The following is a 17,227-nucleotide window of genomic DNA, read 5'->3' as shown; positions in this document are numbered from 1 at the left end:
ACTCATCCGTGTACTGCTTGCTGTTGCCCATAAACACCTCGGTCATTGCCATGAATTATGGCGTCCGGATGTCTACGAAAGGCTGGTCGGTCCACCTGCTAGTGGTTGATATATTGATACGTGGAGGGCTCACAGTTGGAAGCATTCATCATGATTCTCAGATGATCTTCGGACCGGCGATGCTGGACGCCTATCGCATGGAATGTAAGGAAGCACGCAATCCCATGGTGCTCGTGAGCGAAGAGGTGCGATCGGATGCTCGCGCTGCGGGGTTAAGCAACCTGTTGACGTGGGATGACGAAGAGCCAGACCGCCACTATGTCCACTATCTGATCTCGTACAGCGCTTATGACTCTAATCCAAGGGCGGGCGTCGTGATTCTCGATAGCCAGGCCGCTCTCATCCGGCATTTCATCGCCAAGAGGCTGCTAGGCGCTCCGGGTAAGATCCTGGATAAAGCCGAGTGGATGGAACGATATTGGAACGAGAAGGTGGCGACAGGTGGAATTCTCGGACGTGTTGACAGGGTCGCAGACCTTGTTAGGCCCAATGCGCGACCATTTCGCAGCAGACTCGCCGTTCTAGCACCGCAACCGGGCGCCACTAGTGTGGACTAGCGAATCAGGCAAGCAGCTGCCGATTCCTTGCAAAGATTCAATTCAATTGGCCATACGGAAGCACGTGCAATCCCTGATGGCAGTCGGGACCACCATCTCCCCATTGCCAGCCGCGTCTGAACCAGCGCCCGGAACGCTTCAGCGGAAGGGGCTGGTCCCTTCCGCTGGTGCCTGCCCTGGTTGCACCGGCTATGCGCGGCCACCACGTTCCCGGACACGTCTCTGCCCCCGTCCTGTTGGGCCACCAGGTGCTCGGCGGTGCATTGAAAGGCTCGGGCCTTACTGGCCTTCAGCCCGAGCTCTGAGGGTGCAGTGAGCCACATCGGCAGGCCGCAATAGAAGCAACGGCCCGATTGGGCGTAGAAGGCAGAAGTGCGAAGGGATCTGCGGCGTTTGGCGGTCATGGATGGCTCCGGAATCGAAGGATTCCCGTGCCCCCATTGGGTGGACCTCGGGCACCCGGAGCCTATTGGCTATGCGGGCACAACACCGGCGCTTTATAGCGACTGGCTAAGGCGTTATAGCTCAGCGCTTGAGCCGCTACAAGGCCCAGATGCCGACCAGAACGGGAGGGAGTCACCGACGCCCAGTTAAGGTCAAAGCTTGGTCAGGGGGCGAGCGACGCGCTTGAGCAGGTGGAGCGGGGCGTGGCGCGTCACCCAGGGAAGTCGCGGTGTTGTAGTCCTGCTCAACCCGCTGAACTGTTCGCACGTTCAGGCCCGAGATCTCGTCTAATTGTTCTTGCGACCAATGTCGCGACTGGCGGAACTGGGAAGTGCAGGCGACAAGCTCTGACCGATCAGGTGCGCAGTTGGGAACTCAAGGGCGAGCTGGATGTGGAGCCAGAAATCGAGGGCGTCTTAGGTGCGGATCCAGGAATCAAGGGCATCTTTGGGGGAGATCTGGAAATCGCGGGCGTCCTTGTGGGGAAATACGGGCGGACAGCTGTGGGATCTGGGGCGTTTCCGTTGTGGCAGTCACCAGAGGCCCAGCCATTGCCACGCGGACCCAACAAAGGCCCAGATCCGGCGGATACGCGATTTCGCATAATGTATATTATGTTCAGATCATCTTGGCGTGGCTGGCACGGCTCTTGCCGTCTCCACGGCTCCTACTCTGGCATGGAGCCTGATCGTGCGTGATCGGAAACTGACCGGCCCTTGGGCCGGTTTTTCGTTTAAGGCTGGCCGACTGGTCACCCCGGAAGGCCGCGAACTGGAACCGCAGGATCTGGCGTGGCTGTCGCTCACTGCTGCCCAGGCGCAGGAATGGCGCCGGATGATGGAGTCCGGCCGCGCGATCGGCAAGCCCCGGAAACCTTTGTCCTTCAACGCCGCCAGCGTAGTGAACCTCTCCGATGCCTTGGCACATCGCCGGGAAAAGCGGTCATCGGTGGCGATGGCTGGCCCCAACGCCGAACCGCCGGCGGCAGTCCTGCCGGTACCGGGGCCGAAGCCTCGCCAGCGCGTGTGAGGCGCTTCCGTAGGGGCGCTGCCCCTACACCCCGGCTAGAATGCGCGCAGGACGCCTTGGGGGCCGTATGGAACGCGAACGACCGGAGTACCTACAACCCATCCCGCGCGCACGCTGGGAGTTCCCGTGGCTCGGCCTGTGGGCAGTGCTGCTACTGGGCATGGCCGGTGCTGGAATCTGGCTGCACCTGAAGACAGGTGACGCATGGAATGCACGATTCGCGCGGCACACCGAAGCAACGCCACCGGTAATGCCAAGCAATGCCGCGATCCCTCCGCCCGGCATGATTGGCGAAGCTGAAAAGCAGGCAAAAATCGCGGAAATTCGACTGCGTCGAGCAGCTGCCGAAAGGGATGCCGAGGCGAAAAGGCAACGCGAGGAACTACGCTGCATCAGTGGCGTTGCGTTCCGCCGTATTCCTGGGGGCTGGGAGAACGTACCGGGCGAAACCTGCCCGTGAACGATTAGCCTTTCCTGCGCGCCTGCTGACGCGCGAACGCCCGATCCATCCATCGGGCAACCCAGTAGTGCACATCGAAGTAGCGGCGCAGGTTCATGGCCGCAGTATAGGCGCCAGCAGCCCAATGCACACAAGGTGCGCGACGTAGTAGCCATAGAAGGCCCAGCGGCCACGCGGGACCCGCCACTCCACCCGGGACAGGCTCAACGCTACCGGAATCGCCGCCACCGCCCACAGGTTGCCATTGAACCAGCAGACCACAGCGAACGCCGGTACCAGCGGCAAGAACTGGCGCCACCTGAAGGCGCACCACGCCAGCAACACGAACCCTACGCCGGCCCATTGATAGTCCACGAATGCTGGCAGCACAGCCACGGCGAATGCCAGGACAATCCACTTGCGCTGACCGGCTGCGTAGATGGCGGCGGCACACAGCGCAAACGTGAGCAGTATGTTCAACGGAAGCCAGTACCCGAAAGCCAGCGCATGCACCGGCTGCGCGATCAGCCCCCACACCCCGAGCCTGCGCACCGACTTGACCACGTCAGCGCCGGGCTGGGCGAGGTTGTAGGCCATCACCAGTGCGAACAGGGGGAACGCTACCCTGCCCGCCTCGCTGAGACCTGGCACATAGCCGCCGTGGATCACCTTGGCGACGTGGTCGCACGTCATGAGAACGACGGCCAGCCACTTCAGCACTTCGCGGGCGCTACTGGTCATAGCTTGTTCGGTCCCGGCGCCGTGGTCATGTAGCTTTCCGTTGGGAACGGTGCCGACTCGGGGAAGCTCCCCATGGTGCGTTCAACGTGCTGCACCACGCTTCCCGCCAGACCCACCGATTCAACTGGGCGAGGCTGGCTTGCCGCCTCAGAACGCTGGTCCCGCCGATCTTCTGACCGCTCCCGATATGGGTTGTAGACCGGTCCATTGCGCGCCAGCGTGCGGCACTCGGGCTGACTCAGCTCGTACGCCGTGCCTTGCTCAGTGAGGCAACGGCAGCTCGCCTCTTGGCGCACGCCTTGCGCGTCCAGTCCCTCCATGGACGACATGCACACCAACTGCGGATCGGATCGCGCCTGTCGATCATCGAATACCGGCGCAGTCCAGGGCATGGTGCTGATGCGCGGCAGATGGTCCTTTGCATAGGCAGCGGCTGAGGGCCAGCGCGGCGCATCTTCCTTGCGCGAGCTGGTACCAGCGTGCGCAGGGGCCGCATCGGCTAACGCCGATTGCGTCCCCTTTGTGTCCGCAACACCCGTAACGGCGGAAGGACGCAACAACGTGTACGCCCAATAGGCGAGGCCGAGACCAACGAGGGCCATCAGCGGCAGCGCCAGCACCTTAAACGGAATGCGCGCCTTGATCGTGTGGACCTCAGCTGACTTGTACTGTCCGAAGACCTGCGAAGGCAACAGCCGCGTGGTGCGCTGGGCCATATCGCGCTTGGCGAGCGACTTGATTTCCTCGTTGAGTTCGCCCCAGCGATAGACGTCAAGCATCTTCGTGCCGAAACGCCGCACCACGTGCGAGTGCGCACCAATCAGACCGCGCACGAACGGATACAGCTGATTCGGCTGCTGCGTCGTCCACACGAAGTCCAAGCCACGGTGCCGGTGCTCGGCCAGTTCCAGTACGTGCCTGGGCGTCTGCTGCCGCGTGGCGTCATGCAGGTGTCCGAACCACTTCCACGCTTCGTCCACGAAGATCAGCGAGCCATTCGGGACGATGTAATTCCCCTCGGCGTCCTTGTCGTTCCAGTGCCGCGCATCATCGAGCACAGTGGCGAGGCCGGGATCAAGGCCATCAATGCCGACAGCGAAAATCGGACGATTCGCGGCCTTCGCCTCAGCGACAAGGCGCTCCATCATGAGCGCAGTTTTGCCGTTGCCGGGCTGCCCGGTAAACAGTTCGATGGGCATGTTAGGTTCGCTTCGTCAGAAATGTCTTCGCGGCGCCAACCGCGAACTTTGCCGTCACAGCGGAAGCGATCATGGTGCAAGCCACATCGAACTTCATGATGCCCGCATAAGACACCACCAATGCACCCCACTCGCCACCCGGCGCGCCGGCACGCATTGCGTCTTCCATCTGACTGATCCACGGATCTACAAGGAACTCATTCGTCGCCCAGGAGATGCCGAGCCACACCATGGCCTCAGCAACCCATGGACCCCACTTCGAGCGGAACAAGGCGGCGAGCGCGGTCAGCAACGTACTGATGAGCATTGGCATGTTTAGGCATCCCTACTGGCGATGATTCGGAGGCAGAACAGTGCGGCGAGGCCCACAACGAAGTAACTGCCGAGGCCCAGCCACCGGCACAGTGGTGTGATATCGAACGCGATGGTCTGGCCCATGACCTCAATTGCAGGCGGTTGCGGGCATCCCCTACCCCAGCCGTAACCCGAAGCGTCGGGCCGCGTTGGCTGTCCGCTGCTCGGGGACCACACGTCGGAGGCTGGTCGGTCGGCAGGCGTAGTTACAGATCCACCTGTGCCGGTCAGGGCGTCACGAATCGCCTTTACATCAGCGTCACCACCGCCAGAACCGGTATTGCTCGCCATCTTTTCCAGCGCACACGCCGAGCGCCACTGCATGAGGAGTCCGGCGTACTCCATCGCGTCACACTTCTCGCCCGTACAAACAGGCATCGTGCTGCACAGGCCACCGGCTATATTTCGATTCCTGCGCGTGTTGCACTCAATCCGCCATTGGATACGTGCCTGTCCGCACATGATCGGCGAGCCGCTGCATGATGGAGGCGAGTTGCAGTCATCGCCTCCGGAGAAGGAATCCTTATCGCCCGGCTCATCAGGCTTGCCGTCGCCGTCGCCATCCTTCTTACACGTGCCATCGGGGCCACGAACCTCGCCACTTGCGCACTGTCCATCACCTGGCAAGCACTTGCCATCAGGAGACCGAACCTGACCAGCCGGGCATTCATTGTCCTTCTTCTTGCACGTGCCGTCCGACTGCTGCGCCATGCCATCAGGGCACGGCTCGGGCGCGCACTGCCCGAGCGAGTTTTGCTTGCCGCCGTCCTTGCACTTTCCGTCATCCGGCTCACAAGCAGACATGCCCGCATTCCAGTGATAGCCCGGAAACTGAGCATTGCACTTATCTTCATCGTAGTTGGAGCAAATGCCAGGATCGGACGTGTACTTGCCGTTGAAGTAGCCATCCCCAGTCGAGTACCACGCCTGCTTACAGCCGGCGTTACACGTCACCGAGCCGTTCTTGGGCTTGCCCCCGTTGAGGTACGGATATGGGCCGTTCCAGTCGGGACGGCTCGCGCAATCCTTGCCTTCCGGAAAGCCGTGGTTTGAATCCTTATACGGGTCAAACGCCAAGCCACAGCCCCGTGGCCCCGTTGAGCCAGAGCCGATAAATGGCTGTTGACAGTTGAACATGTTTGTACCGAGCCTCGTGCATGTACCAGCGCCATACGAAGTATCGGTAGGTGTGCTGGCCGCCAATGCCATGCAGCCAGCGTAGGCCGCGCCTTCATCGGGATACCAGACCGTTGCGCGAGCCGGTTCGGCGTATAGAAACAACGTCGCTGCCAGCGCGAGCAAAAATGCGCTCAGAGCGCGGCTGCATTTGAATGGCAACAGCATCAGCTGAAGTCCACGAAGATGATCGCGCAGGCCACCAGCCATGCGCCGAGCCAGATCCACCCTTCCATCCCAAGCCCCCTGCCCTGTCCAGGGCGTTAGAAGACCGGGGGGAGGGAGTCGGCCCTGCCCCCCGGTTGCCGTTACATCGCGCGGCGCACCCACTTGTAGACCTTGATGCCCACCAACACGGTCAGCACGGCACCGCCGATGGCGGCGATGGGAGCGGCGGCACCCTGAATCGCGGTCACCACGTTGCCCACGTCGACGCCACCACTGCCGCCCGAGGCGAATGCCGGCGCCGAGGCCAGCGCGGCGGTACCAGCAACTGCCAGAGCGGCACCCTTGCCCTTCAGGGCGTTGAAGATCTTGTGCATGTGTCCTCCTAGGACTGTTCGATTTTCTTGCGGATGAGCCGGAACACGTACGCCAAGGCCCACAAGAGCGCGATCTTTGCCCCAATGGCCTGAGCATCCTCAATCGGCAGTTCCGGCAGCAGCGCCGGTTGAGGAATCCAGATCACAGCCGTGCAGGTCCCCGTGGCCGTGTCCAAGTCGGCTTCGCGGCACGCGGGGATCAGCACGGCCATGACTTATGCAGCCTGCTTAGCCGGGGTGCCGGGCTTTGCGCCCTGCGGATCAACAAGCGTCATGCGACGTGCCAGCTCGATACCGAAGCGGCCGGGCACGAGGTCGGCAACAAGATCCCATTCCTTAACCGCACCAACCGGATAGCCCTTCTCGGGGCCGTCAACTTCCACTTCCACCTGGATGCGCATCGCTTCGGTTTCTAGCGTTGCGCGCTGGAAATGAACCTGCTTCTGCATGCCGCTCTTGGTGGTGACGTAGCGGATTTCGACGGCGGTATTGATCGTGATCTTCGGAGCGTTCATCGGTTCGATTCCTTGGTCTGTTTGATTGGCTTTGTCGTTTCGTCGTTGGCAAATTTCGGGCGGTACTGTGGGGTCAAGCTAAGTCCCCCCCTACCCCCCCGCAGGGAGACGTGGTGGACCGCTTGTTGCCCCGTTGCGCGATGCTTGCATCAGTCCGCCCGGTGACCAGGTGTCGCCCTGATCTGTCGGATCGCGTGTTGCTGTCGCCTGCGATCAAGGCGTCTTGCTCTGGGCGGCGCGTGTAGTCGATAGGCGGCGGGCTCCATGCCCCAAAGTTCCGCGAGAAATCGACCACACCGCCTTTCGTGACGTACTTGCTTACGTAACCGGTGATATCCGCCTGGCTGCGTGGCGCTTCGATGCGATTGCGACCGAACTCCCGGTACCACCATTCGTGCCACTCGTACCGGCTGGCGAGGCGGTTAAGGTCATCGGTAGGTGCAGCTGCGACGGCGTGAAAGTGCAGCCGGCCGTCGCGGTGGAATTCCTGCCCTCGCGCCCACTGAATGCCGCCGTGCCAGCGTGATGCCCACTTGGGACCGTAGATGCTGCGATTGAGGCAGCTGACGAAGTAGCGGAACGCTTTATCAGCCGCTTCCTCGTGCATGCCGCCTGTTCGACTGGTCTTGCTGAGCTTGAACGTGAGCGTCCAGAACTGTTGCCAAGGAACGCGCTGGAGTAGCTCGGCGTATCCTTGCGCTTGGTGATCAACGTGCCGCAGCTGGTGCAGCAATTCAGCGTCGCATCCGCTGCTCGGAGGGTCTGTAGGCTGCCCCCGCACAGGTAGCACGGACTGTTGGGGTAGTGAGTCATCATGGCTCATCGCCCTGCCCGCGCATGCAAGCCAATTCTGCTGCGGCCAACAGATCGCCACGCTTGGTGGCGGCAATCTCGGCCTGATAGAGCGCTTCGGAGCGGGTGACCGGGTCCAGGTCGTAATCACGACCGCCCATGAAATCGGACGCCTCCCACATGCCCGGCAGTTCACGGTCGTAGGCGGAAGGGTTGCGCTGGTATGCAGACTCGTCGTCTTCGGTCCAGCCGGTTGCATCCAGTTCGGCGCGTGCCTGGGCTACGAAGGCCGCTTCCTTGGCACGCTGGACGGCGGCACGATCACGCCGGTCCAGAACCCACGACACGATGCGAGCGGCTCCGATGGAGATAGCCGCAATGGCCGCTAGCAGCACGAAGGTAACGAGTGGATCAATCATCCCTGTCCCCTACCCCAAGCCCCAAGAGGACCCGCCAGCGGCCTTGGGGTGCCGGTGGCGGGTGTCGAGTCCAACTCGACAGGGGACGTTGTAAAGTAGGACTCAACTTCCTGTCAAGCGAAACTCGACATGACCGCGAAAGATTTGCTCTTGGATAAGGCGCGCGAGATGTGCAGCCCGCAGACGGACATGGCCTTGGCCGCCCGCGTAGGCGTCACCCGCTCGGCGGTTTCCTTGTGGCGGAAGGGGGGTGCCATCAAGCCCCACCATCTGGAAGCACTGGCCGCATTGGCACAGACGGACGGCGAGCTGGTAGTTCGAGTGATGGAGGAACAAGCAGAGACACCAGCTCAACGCAGGGTCTGGCGCTCAGTGTTGGACAGGCTAAGCGCGGCGGCGGCAGTGCTGGTGCTCGCAGTGGTCGCAATGCCAGGCGCCGCCCGCGCTAAAGCCGTTGATTCGCAAGGCTTTTCCGGCTCCGATCAGCCGCATTCTGTATATTATGTTACCGCGAGGCCAGGCCGAACCAGTCCGTTGACAACCATCCACTTCAGTGTTGAGCGCTGCGAATTTGGGGCAGCTTGTGCGGCAACTTGTAGCAGTTGATGCGCTGAGCTACGTGCAGTCCCAATGACTCGCTGTGATCTTGGTGCATCACCAATGGTGCGTCGCGAATCTGTTGCATCTCCAATGATGTTGCCAAGGCGCTGCAGCCGCGCGCTTTCGAGAGCATCTAATTTGGGAGACGGCTATGACCGTTAGCTTCATTTCTGAGCTAGCTCGGCGGCTTGGACCCTCCAAATTTGAAGAGTCCAAGCGAACAATTCACTTGCTGGCTCCGGTGTCGCGGTCCCCGAGTCCCAACCACGTCAGAACCCCTTGGACTTCGGCGGTGTCAGTCAAGGTGCTGTCTGATCCATTCCCATGTCGCCTTGTTGAGGTATGGACGAATCCACCGGCGTCAAGAACGATAGGGCCGTCGGGCCCATCGTCTTCAAGTATCTGGAATTGCGGCGAGTACTCGTCCCAATAGCTTTGCAATTCGGCGGTGCGCTCGGGTGCGGCAGCCAAAAGCATGCCGTGCACAGCATCGCGGAGGTTGCGCGGTTGTGTTGGATCATTCATATAGTTCAATCTCGGTCAATTTGATCGGCAGCAAATGCCGTCCATCTGAGCTTAGCCTCGCTGGAGGCCACGAGAACGTTGGCGGTAAGAATTCTTCGCCGATCATCCATGCACGCTACTCGCTGTGCCGTACCGAGGCGTCGCTTGCACGTTAGATGGATCCATCGTTAGGTAGCGCTCTTCAGCCTAGCAGGGCTGATCCCGACGTCTGCATTGGGTCGAAAGCTATCCTCCCCTACCCCCGATAAATCACCCTAACCGTCTACCCCGGCAATCTCTGCTTTGCCGCCAGAGGCGAACATCTATCGTCACTTAGCCAGGGACCTAAAGCTACTCGCCGTTAGCTGGCTGCCGAGGCGCCCTCATCGCGCCTCAGCGGCCATTTTCTCACCTGCGGTAGTGCATGGAGGCACCAGAGGCATGTCCCAGTTCGTAGCCAGCGTGGCCCATTAACGGCTCTGCCACGACGCCCTGCGCTTCACTCCAGCCTGCGCTAGCGTCGCCGCTGAAGCCACCGATGGCTTCGACCAGCTGCCGCACTTCAGCGCCGGCCGACGTGTCCATCGTGCGGGCCGAAGTAGGCGAGGCTGCGGCCGGCAGCGGCTTGAGCTGGCCGGCGATCGCAGATGCCGAGATGGCGTTGCCTCCGTCTCCAGGCTGGACGAACGCGATAGCGTACTGCCCTCCTTGGAAGTGCTTGAGCACTCGCATCTGCTGAGCAGCGTCACCATCAAGCCGTACGAGCAGATCATCGCCGTCGCGGTAGTAGCTCAGGCGGCTGCGCGCGACTCCGTCGAAGTACAGCCAGTCGGTACCACCACCGGTGTTGTCCACGGTATCCACGCCACCGCCAGCGCGATAGAAGTAGGTGTCGTTGCCGACGCCACCGAACAGCAGATCGTTACCGTCTTCGCCCACCAGCTGATCGTCGCCCGCGCCGCCAATCAGGATGTCGTTGCCCGAACCGCTGAAGCTGCCATTGCCACCGGACAGATAGTCGTTGCCGTCGCCGCCCTCGAGCTTGTCATCCCCGCCCATGCCGAACAGTGTGTCGTCGCCGCCGAGACCTTGGATGCGATCACGGCCACTGGTACCCACCAGCTGCTCGCCGGCCCCCGTGCCGGAGATCTGTGAGGGATAGTCGCCGTCGTTGCCACCTCCCGGATTTCCGCCACCGGTACCCGGCACCAAGGCATTGATGGCCGCCGTGTTCAGCGCCGAGCCCCCTGCCGGCTGCAGGTAGTCCAGCGCCATGTCACCGCCAAGGAAGTGATTGGTGACGGTGACCTTCTGGCTTGCATTGCCGTTGACGGTGATCACCAGGTTGTCGCCATCACGGGCGAAGGTGAGCTTGGCCAACGAAATGTCGTTCTGGAAGATCAACCAGTCCGTACCGCCTCCCGTGTTGTCGATGACATCGATGCCGCCGCCGTAGGCGTACTGGTCATCGCCTGCGCCGCCGATGAGCACGTTGCTCCCATCTTCGCCACGCAAGGTGTCATTGCCCAGCCCACCCTCGAGGCGATCATCGCCCGAGCCGGTGCCACTTCCATTGCCACCGGACAGATAGTCGTTTCCGTCGCCTCCGCGCAGGGTGTCATTTCCGCCCATGCCGAACAGTGTGTCGGCGCCCCCCAGACCCTCGATGAGATCCTTGCCGGCACTGCCTGCCAGCTGCTCGCCGGCTGCGGTTCCCTGGATGACCTGGTCAAACTGGCCGCCCGTACTGCCGCCGGCGACGATCTGGTTGATCTGAGCGGTGGTCAGGTACGAACCACCGTCTGGCTGTACGTAGTCGATCGCGGCGTCGCCGCCGAGGAAGTGGTTGGTGACACGGACGGCCGGCGTGGCGGCGTTGTCCAGGGTGATCAGCAGATCGTTGCCGTCGCGACTGAACGAAATCCGCTCGCGGCTGATGCCTCCGGTGAAGAACACACCATCGAAGCCTCCACCTGTGTTGTCCACCGTATCGGTGCCGCTGCTGGCGTCAAACACATACTTGTCATCGCCGCTACCGCCAACCAGCGTGTCGTTGCCACCGCCGCCGACAATCGTATCGTGGCCACCCAGCCCGTGAATGGTGTTGGCTTCCGAATTGCCGGCAAGGTAATTGTCCAGCGCATTGCCACTGCCATTGATGGCGCCAGCGCCGGTCAGGAACAGGTTCTCGATGTTGTCCGACAGTACGTACGAAGCGCTCGCCTGGACCTGGTCTTTGCCGGCACCAACGGCCTCGACCACTACGTCGGCACTGTCATCGACAATATAGACGTCGTCGCCGGCACCGCCCTCCATGCGGTCGATACCCTCGCCGCCATCGTGATAGTCGTTGCCATTGCCTCCGTACAGAGTGTCGCTGCCACTGCCACCAAACAGCGAGTCATTGCCATCCAGGCCGTACAGCAGGTCATCGCCATCCCAGCCCGCCAAGGTATTGGCTCCGGCATTGCCGGTGATCACGTTGTCCAGCCCATTGCCATTGCCGGTCTGGATGCCGACGGCCAGGATCAGATTCTCGACCTCATCGGCGAGCACCAGGTTCGTTTCATAGCGCCGCTCGACGGTATCGACGCCCTCGCCGGCGTGCTCGACGATCCAGTCACCACTGCTGTCGTTGATGTAGTAATCGTCTCCTTCGCCACCCTGCATCCAGTCGCTACCGGCGCCGCCATCCAGGCGATTGTTGCCTGCATTGCCAGTCAGCTGGTTGTTGCCGCTATTGCCGGTGGCATTGATGTTGCCGGTGCCGGTCAGCACGAGATCTTCCAGGGTATCGCCCAGAATATAATCGATGCTGGATTCCACGGTGTCGTGGCCTTCGCCGGCAAGCTCAACCACCGCATCACCGGTTTGATCCACCACGTAGGTGTCATCGCCCAAGCCACCCAGCATGCGGTCGGCCCCTGCCCCGCCGTCTAGGCGATTGCTGTTGCTGTTGCCTGTCAGTTCGTTGTTGTCAGCGCTGCCGGTGCCGGTGATGGCACCGCTCCCCTCTACCAGCACCAACCGCTCGACGTTGCTCGACAGAGCGTAGTCGCTGGTGGCATGTACGACATCGAGTCCCTCGCCCGCGAGCTCGACGATGCTGTCCAGCTGGCTGTCGACATGGTAGATGTCATCACCGGCACCGCCCTCCATGTGATCGTCCCCGGACTGGCCATCCAGCACATCGTTGCCACTGCCACCCAGCAGGCGGTCATTACCTTGACCGCCGAACAATTGGTCATCACCGGCACCACCGTCCAGCAGGTTGGCACCCTCGTTGCCGGTCAGGATGTTGGCAAGTTCGTTGCCGGTACCGTCGCTGTCCGCAGCACCGGTCAGCGTCAGGGTCTCCAGTTGCGCGGACAGTGCATAACTGGCACTGCTCAGTACATGGTCTCGACCGCCGCCGGCGAGCTCGACGATGCGATCATTGCTGTTGTCCACGACATAGGTGTCGTCACCCGCACCGCCGCGCGCCTCGTCCACCCCCTCGCCACCGTCGAGCCAGTCGTTGCCAGCACCGCCCTCCAGCACGTCGGCCCCCTGCCCGCCGAACAGGCGATCGTCGCCGGCCTCGCCGTACAGCGTGTCATCGCCACCATGGCCATGGACCGTGTCGTCGCCCTCTCCGGCGTGCACGAGGTTCTGGCTGGCGTTGCCGTGGATGATGTCGGCCAGCGAGGTGGCTTCGAGCACCGCCAGATCCAGGGCTGTCGGATCGAGCATGCGGGTGAGGCCGCCGGCCACCAACGAAAGCCCCAGGACCGCCAGCCCCGTGGTCGGGTCGAAATAGCGCTCAAGGCGAACCTGGTCGCCACTACCGTCGAGGAAGGTCAGGACCAGATCGGCGTTGTCCCGCCGCAGCACGGCCGAGGCCAGCGCCCGATCGACAAGTTGCAGGGTGGTCGCCCCTTCGGTATCCAGGATCATGTCCTGGCCGTCACCGCTGGTAAACAAGTACTGGTCATCCCCACTGCCACCGGCTAGACGATCATTGCCCGCATCGCCCTGCAGCATGTCATTGCCCTGCCCGCCCATCAGCTCGTCGTCACCAGCACCGCCGCGCAGCTCATCGTTGCCCTGCTCGCCGGCCAGCCAGTCGCGCCCATCGCCGCCATCCAGTACGTCGTTGCCGGCACCGCCGTAGAGCGCGTCCATATCCGCGCCACCGGACAGCAGGTCATCGCCCTCGCCGCCATCCAGCGTATCGCTACCCTGGCCGCCATCCAGCAGGTCGCTGCCCTCGCCGCCCTGCAGCGTGTCATCGCCTTCGCCGCCGAACAGCTGGTCATTGCCCTGCCCGCCGGACAGAATGTCGTGGCCGCCCTCACCGGAAAGAACGTCATCACCCTCATAGCCCTGCAGGTGATCATCGCCAGCGGTGGCCACCTGCACCCGCTGGCGCACGGCCGCCACGGTCCAGACGGTGCCATCGGCAAAGCGGATCTCATCCACGCGCGAGGGACCGTTGCCGTCGTTCTGGAAGTAGCGCGACACCGTCAGGCGATCGGTGCTGCCCGCACGCACCAGCAGCAGGTCGTCTCCGACCCGGCTGGCGATGATGTCCGCCGGCGCGATGCCCGCGGCGAACGAAATCACGTCAAGGCGTCCAGCCCTGTCGTCATAGTTGTCGATGACGTCCTGGCCGAATCCAGCGGCGAACCCGTATAGGTCATTGCCCTGGCCGCCGCGCAGCTGATCGTTGCCGACGCCACCCCACAGCTGGTCATCGCCGGCCCCGCCATCCAGTGTGTCATTGCCGCTGCCGCCCACCAGCAGGTCCTGCCCGTCACCACCATTGAGGCGGTCGTCACCTTCTCCGCCGTCAAGCTGGTCATTGCCATCGTCGCCGTTCAGCGTGTCCGCGCCACCAGCACCGGTAAGGGTGTCGTTGCCTCCGCGGCCACTGAGCCATTCGTTGCCGTCTCCGCCATGGATGATGTCGTCGCTGTCATAGCCGTAGAGATCATCCACACCCGGCACGGGAATGAGGACCAGCGCTTTGACATCGGCAATGCTCCACTGCACCCCGTTGGAGAAGCGAATGCGGTCCAGGCGATAGTCGCTCTGGCCGTCCGCACGGAAATAGTCCTGGATATCGACGCGGTCGCCGGTGCTGATGATCTGGATGCACAGATAGTCGCCGCTGCGCCATACCTTCAGGTCTGAAGGAAGAATCCCCGCGCCGATCTCGAGCGTGTCGACGCGACCGCTGGAGGAGTCGTAGTTGTTGATGCGGTCATGACCGCTGCCACGGCCGAACAGATAGCGGTCGCTGCCGTCGCCGCCCTGCAGGTAGTCATCGCCGGCGCCACCGTCAAGCACATCGTTGCCAGCACCGCCGTAGAGTGCATCCGTGCCCAGCCCGCCTTCCAGGCGGTCCGCGCCGGCACCACCGCTTAGGCCGTCATTGCCCGCGTCGCCGTACAGCAGATCATCGCCCTCCCCGCCATCGAGATTGTCCTCGCCTTCGCCTCCGGACAGAAGGTCGGCTCCGGCACCGCCGTAAAGGGCGTCGTCGCCAGCACCGCCGAACAGGGTGTCGCTGCCTTGGCCGCCGTCCAGCATATCGCCACCGGCACCTCCGAGGATGAGGTCATCGCCTGCACCACCGCGCAGCTGCTCGCGCACATCGGCGGCCTGGTCGCGGCCGACGAGGATTCCATCGTTGCTGCCGAGGCTGCCCGACACCGAGCCGTCCGTCGCCACACTGCTCAATTGCAGGCCGGCGGCAGCAAGTGCCGCAGCGAGATCAGGCTGAGACTCCGCCTGCAGAAGCCAGTTGCGCAGCATGGTCTCGCCCACGGCCCACCCGTTGCCCAACAGGAAGCGCCCCTGCGCTCGCAGCAACTCCGCCAGGTCGATGATGGCATCGGCCTGGCTGTTGGCGAAACGCGTGTTGAGCTTGGCTTCCAGTGCGGCAAAAGCAAAGCTGACCTGTCCTGCCTGCACATCCCAAGTGGGCTGGATTAGGTCGGTGTAGCCCTTCAGGCGCGACTTGCTGCTGAGCGTTGCATAGAATGCCTCGAAAATCGCATCGTAGACCTGCACGTATTGCTGCACGGTCTGCGTTCCCCACCAGACATCGGTAATCGGCGCGTAGCCCATGATCGCTTCGACCACGCGCATCTTCATGGTCTGCACTTCATCCAGCCAGGTCGGTTCCGGCCATACCAGAACTTCATTGGGACGCAGGCGCACCACGTTGGTGGAATTGGGATCTTCCACGCCACCGCCGTCGTTGATGCGGATGGCCTGCGAAGAGAAGTAGGGACTAGTACGCGCCCATTCCAGGATCAAATCGTCCAGCAAGTCACGCTGTACCTGGCGGGTCTCTCCTGCAGAGAAGCTGACCAGCAGGGCCTGCAATGCGGGAGACAGTGCGGCTGCCTGGTGCAGAGAGCGTAGGTTGCCGATGCCGCGACTGTTGACCAGCCCGCGGATAGCCTCCGGTACCGCAATATCCTCGGCATAGTCCGAGCGCAGACTGTCGTTGTCGAAGTTGAAATCCTGAAGCAGATGGGTCTGCTCCACGCCGTTCGCATCGCGCCGGCCAAATGTTGAAGAGCCCAGGAGTGCACCACCCTCCACGTCGCCGCTGGCGCCGCCCATGGTGGTACCGAGGAAGGTGATACCCAGCTCCTGCAGGGTCAGCAGTTCTCCTGCATCGGTGATGCCGTTGCCGTTGGCGTCGCGCCACACCGACAGCGACGCGAAAGACGCATCGTTCACATCCACCCGGCCATCGCCGTTGTCATCCAGCGCCGCCAGCGCCTGGAAGCCGTTGGCGGCCCGCTGGCCGTTCGCCAGCCGTGTCTGGTCACCGAACAATTCGCGGCCCGAATCGATCCGCCCGTTGCCATCCAGGTCACGGACCAGCAGGCCATCGCGCGCATCCACCCAGCCACTGGCGGTACGGATACCATCGCCATCGTGGTCGAACAGGGTGCCAGCCCAGCCGCGTTCGGCCACCGTGCGCACTTGGCCGTCTCCATCCAGATCCAGTGCCAGTGGATCGTAACGCTCGATGTGGTAGGTGTTGTCGCCGCGGATGCGCCGCGCGAGGTCCTCGAACCGATCAATGAAGCGGCCCAGTCCATTGTCCATGGCCCAGCCCATTCCCTCGCCGAGAAGGTCAAGGAATCGGCCGAACCCATGGTCCATGACCCAGCCCATCGCTTCGCTCAGTGGAGCTTCAACGCCGGCCGCGCGCAGCACGCCGTTGATGTTCGACAGGATGGCGGCTGCAAGATCCTGCACGTAGCCGGTAACCGATCCGTCCTCGCTCTGTACTTGGACGAAATCCTCGCCCAGGCCAAGTGGCGGATCGAACTGGTCGCCCAGCGTGCCTGCCCATCGGTCAGCCTCGCCCAGCTGCATGTCCTTCACAGCCGTCATCACGTCGGTACCAATGATGTCCCTCAGCGAGCCCACTTCGCCTGCAAGCACATCAGTGACCACGGAACGGGCCAGGATGTCAGAGCCGTTCTGGAACCACGCCTCGTTCGCGTTGAGCCCATTGACCGTACCCTGCCACATGGTGGCGCCGCGGACCAGATCGCTCACCAGACTGCCATCGTTGGCGTTGATCTTCCCTGCGGCATCGAACCAGTTCGCCATCTTGTTGAGTTCTGCAGCGGTAGCTGCATCCGACCCCCGTGCCTGGGTCTGGGCAAGGTCTCTCAGGTAGCGATATGCATCGGCATGCTGGCCTGAGTTGCTGTAGTTCTGAAGCGTGGTGCGCTGGGACGAATCGAGATTGAGAATACCGGACATGTTCTTCCTTGATACAGCGGCAGTGAAGGGTGGATGGACTGAAGGCGTGATGGATCAGGCGAGGAGCAGGCGCC

The 17,227-nt window shown here is 62.5% G+C and carries 16 protein-coding genes and 1 pseudogene; 4 read left to right on the top strand and 13 right to left on the bottom strand.

The genetic code is table 11. From position 1 onward, the window contains the following. A partial coding sequence (locus ACM0PK_RS20325) for a hypothetical protein (protein WP_495498541.1) occupies positions 1-617 on the top strand: 617 nt, incomplete at its 5' end. On the opposite strand, the gene ACM0PK_RS20320 is transcribed toward ACM0PK_RS20325, so the two are convergent. Together ACM0PK_RS20320 and ACM0PK_RS20315 are read right to left on the bottom strand one after the other, a co-directional pair. Next, positions 614-940 carry an HNH endonuclease gene (locus tag ACM0PK_RS20320; protein ID WP_323162603.1) on the bottom strand — a complete coding sequence of 109 codons (327 nt, stop codon included), beginning with the start codon at positions 938-940 and terminating at the stop codon, positions 614-616. The two genes, ACM0PK_RS20325 and ACM0PK_RS20320, sit on opposite strands and share 4 nt — an antisense overlap. Positions 941-1,193: 253 nt before the next feature. After that, positions 1,194-1,376, bottom strand: a pseudogene (locus ACM0PK_RS20315) (hypothetical protein); the annotation flags it as partial. Positions 1,377-1,751: 375 nt separating this feature from the next. On the opposite strand from ACM0PK_RS20315, the gene ACM0PK_RS20310 reads away from it, so the two are divergent. Both ACM0PK_RS20310 and ACM0PK_RS20305 read left to right on the top strand, forming a co-directional pair. Further along, entirely contained in the window at positions 1,752-2,090 is a 339-nt protein-coding gene (locus ACM0PK_RS20310) for a DUF3653 domain-containing protein (RefSeq protein WP_049408699.1), read from the top strand. 67 nt (positions 2,091-2,157) lie between these two features. Continuing rightward, positions 2,158-2,550, top strand: coding sequence for a hypothetical protein (locus ACM0PK_RS20305; protein WP_152905354.1), 393 nt, complete (start codon positions 2,158-2,160; stop codon positions 2,548-2,550). A 93-nt stretch (positions 2,551-2,643) separates the two neighbouring features. Here ACM0PK_RS20305 and ACM0PK_RS20300 read toward each other — a convergent pair whose 3' ends face one another. The 9 genes from ACM0PK_RS20300 to ACM0PK_RS20260 all read right to left on the bottom strand — a co-directional run bounded on the left by ACM0PK_RS20300 (position 2,644) and on the right by ACM0PK_RS20260 (position 8,267). Continuing rightward, entirely contained in the window at positions 2,644-3,270 is a 627-nt protein-coding gene (locus ACM0PK_RS20300; RefSeq protein ID WP_049405315.1) for a TraX family protein, read from the bottom strand. Continuing rightward, on the bottom strand, positions 3,267-4,469 hold the full coding sequence (locus tag ACM0PK_RS20295; RefSeq protein WP_049405313.1) for a zonular occludens toxin domain-containing protein: 1,203 nt from the start codon (positions 4,467-4,469) through the stop codon (positions 3,267-3,269). Before ACM0PK_RS20295 ends, ACM0PK_RS20300 begins: the two co-directional genes overlap by 4 nt. Before the next feature lies 1 nt (position 4,470). After that, positions 4,471-4,782 (bottom strand): DUF2523 family protein, encoded by a 312-nt coding sequence (locus ACM0PK_RS20290; protein WP_049405310.1) that lies wholly within the window; start codon positions 4,780-4,782, stop codon positions 4,471-4,473. Positions 4,783-4,784: 2 nt separating this feature from the next. Continuing rightward, on the bottom strand, positions 4,785-6,209 hold the full coding sequence (locus tag ACM0PK_RS20285) for a virulence factor TspB C-terminal domain-related protein (protein WP_414607848.1): 1,425 nt from the start codon (positions 6,207-6,209) through the stop codon (positions 4,785-4,787). Positions 6,210-6,307: 98 nt separating this feature from the next. Continuing rightward, positions 6,308-6,541, bottom strand: coding sequence for a major capsid protein (locus tag ACM0PK_RS20280; protein ID WP_414607847.1), 234 nt, complete (start codon positions 6,539-6,541; stop codon positions 6,308-6,310). Between the two features lie 8 nt (positions 6,542-6,549). After that, the gene (locus ACM0PK_RS20275) at positions 6,550-6,753 is read right to left on the bottom strand and encodes a hypothetical protein (protein WP_049405305.1); all 204 of its coding nucleotides are present in this window, start codon (positions 6,751-6,753) and stop codon (positions 6,550-6,552) included. 3 nt (positions 6,754-6,756) lie between these two features. Beyond that, positions 6,757-7,056: a hypothetical protein gene (locus ACM0PK_RS20270; protein WP_164093712.1), complete on the bottom strand. Its 300-nt coding sequence runs from the start codon at positions 7,054-7,056 to the stop codon at positions 6,757-6,759. A gap of 73 nt (positions 7,057-7,129) precedes the next feature. After that, positions 7,130-7,879, bottom strand: a complete 750-nt coding sequence (locus ACM0PK_RS20265; RefSeq protein WP_414607846.1) for a rolling circle replication-associated protein — start codon at positions 7,877-7,879, stop codon at positions 7,130-7,132. Beyond that, positions 7,869-8,267 carry a hypothetical protein gene (locus ACM0PK_RS20260; protein ID WP_495498540.1) on the bottom strand — a complete coding sequence of 133 codons (399 nt, stop codon included), beginning with the start codon at positions 8,265-8,267 and terminating at the stop codon, positions 7,869-7,871. The genes ACM0PK_RS20265 and ACM0PK_RS20260 overlap by 11 nt, the downstream gene beginning before the upstream one ends. A 129-nt stretch (positions 8,268-8,396) precedes the next feature. Between ACM0PK_RS20260 and ACM0PK_RS20255 the strand changes: the two genes are divergently transcribed. Continuing rightward, a complete protein-coding gene (locus tag ACM0PK_RS20255) occupies positions 8,397-8,873 on the top strand; it encodes a DUF3693 domain-containing protein (protein ID WP_414607844.1) in 477 nt (158 codons plus the stop codon). Positions 8,874-9,092: 219 nt separating this feature from the next. On the opposite strand, the gene ACM0PK_RS20250 is transcribed toward ACM0PK_RS20255, so the two are convergent. Continuing rightward, positions 9,093-9,401: a hypothetical protein gene (locus ACM0PK_RS20250; protein ID WP_146257817.1), complete on the bottom strand. Its 309-nt coding sequence runs from the start codon at positions 9,399-9,401 to the stop codon at positions 9,093-9,095. Positions 9,402-9,779: 378 nt separating this feature from the next. Next, the gene (locus ACM0PK_RS20245; RefSeq protein ID WP_414607843.1) at positions 9,780-17,153 is read right to left on the bottom strand and encodes a calcium-binding protein; all 7,374 of its coding nucleotides are present in this window, start codon (positions 17,151-17,153) and stop codon (positions 9,780-9,782) included. Between the last annotated feature and the right edge of the window lie 74 nt (positions 17,154-17,227).

The sequence above is a fragment of the Stenotrophomonas sp. FR010 genome, from assembly GCF_047520755.2.
Lineage (GTDB): Bacteria > Pseudomonadota > Gammaproteobacteria > Xanthomonadales > Xanthomonadaceae > Stenotrophomonas > Stenotrophomonas sepilia.
The sequence above is the reverse complement of the archived record's forward strand: the minus strand, read 5'-3'. Positions and strand labels throughout refer to the sequence as shown.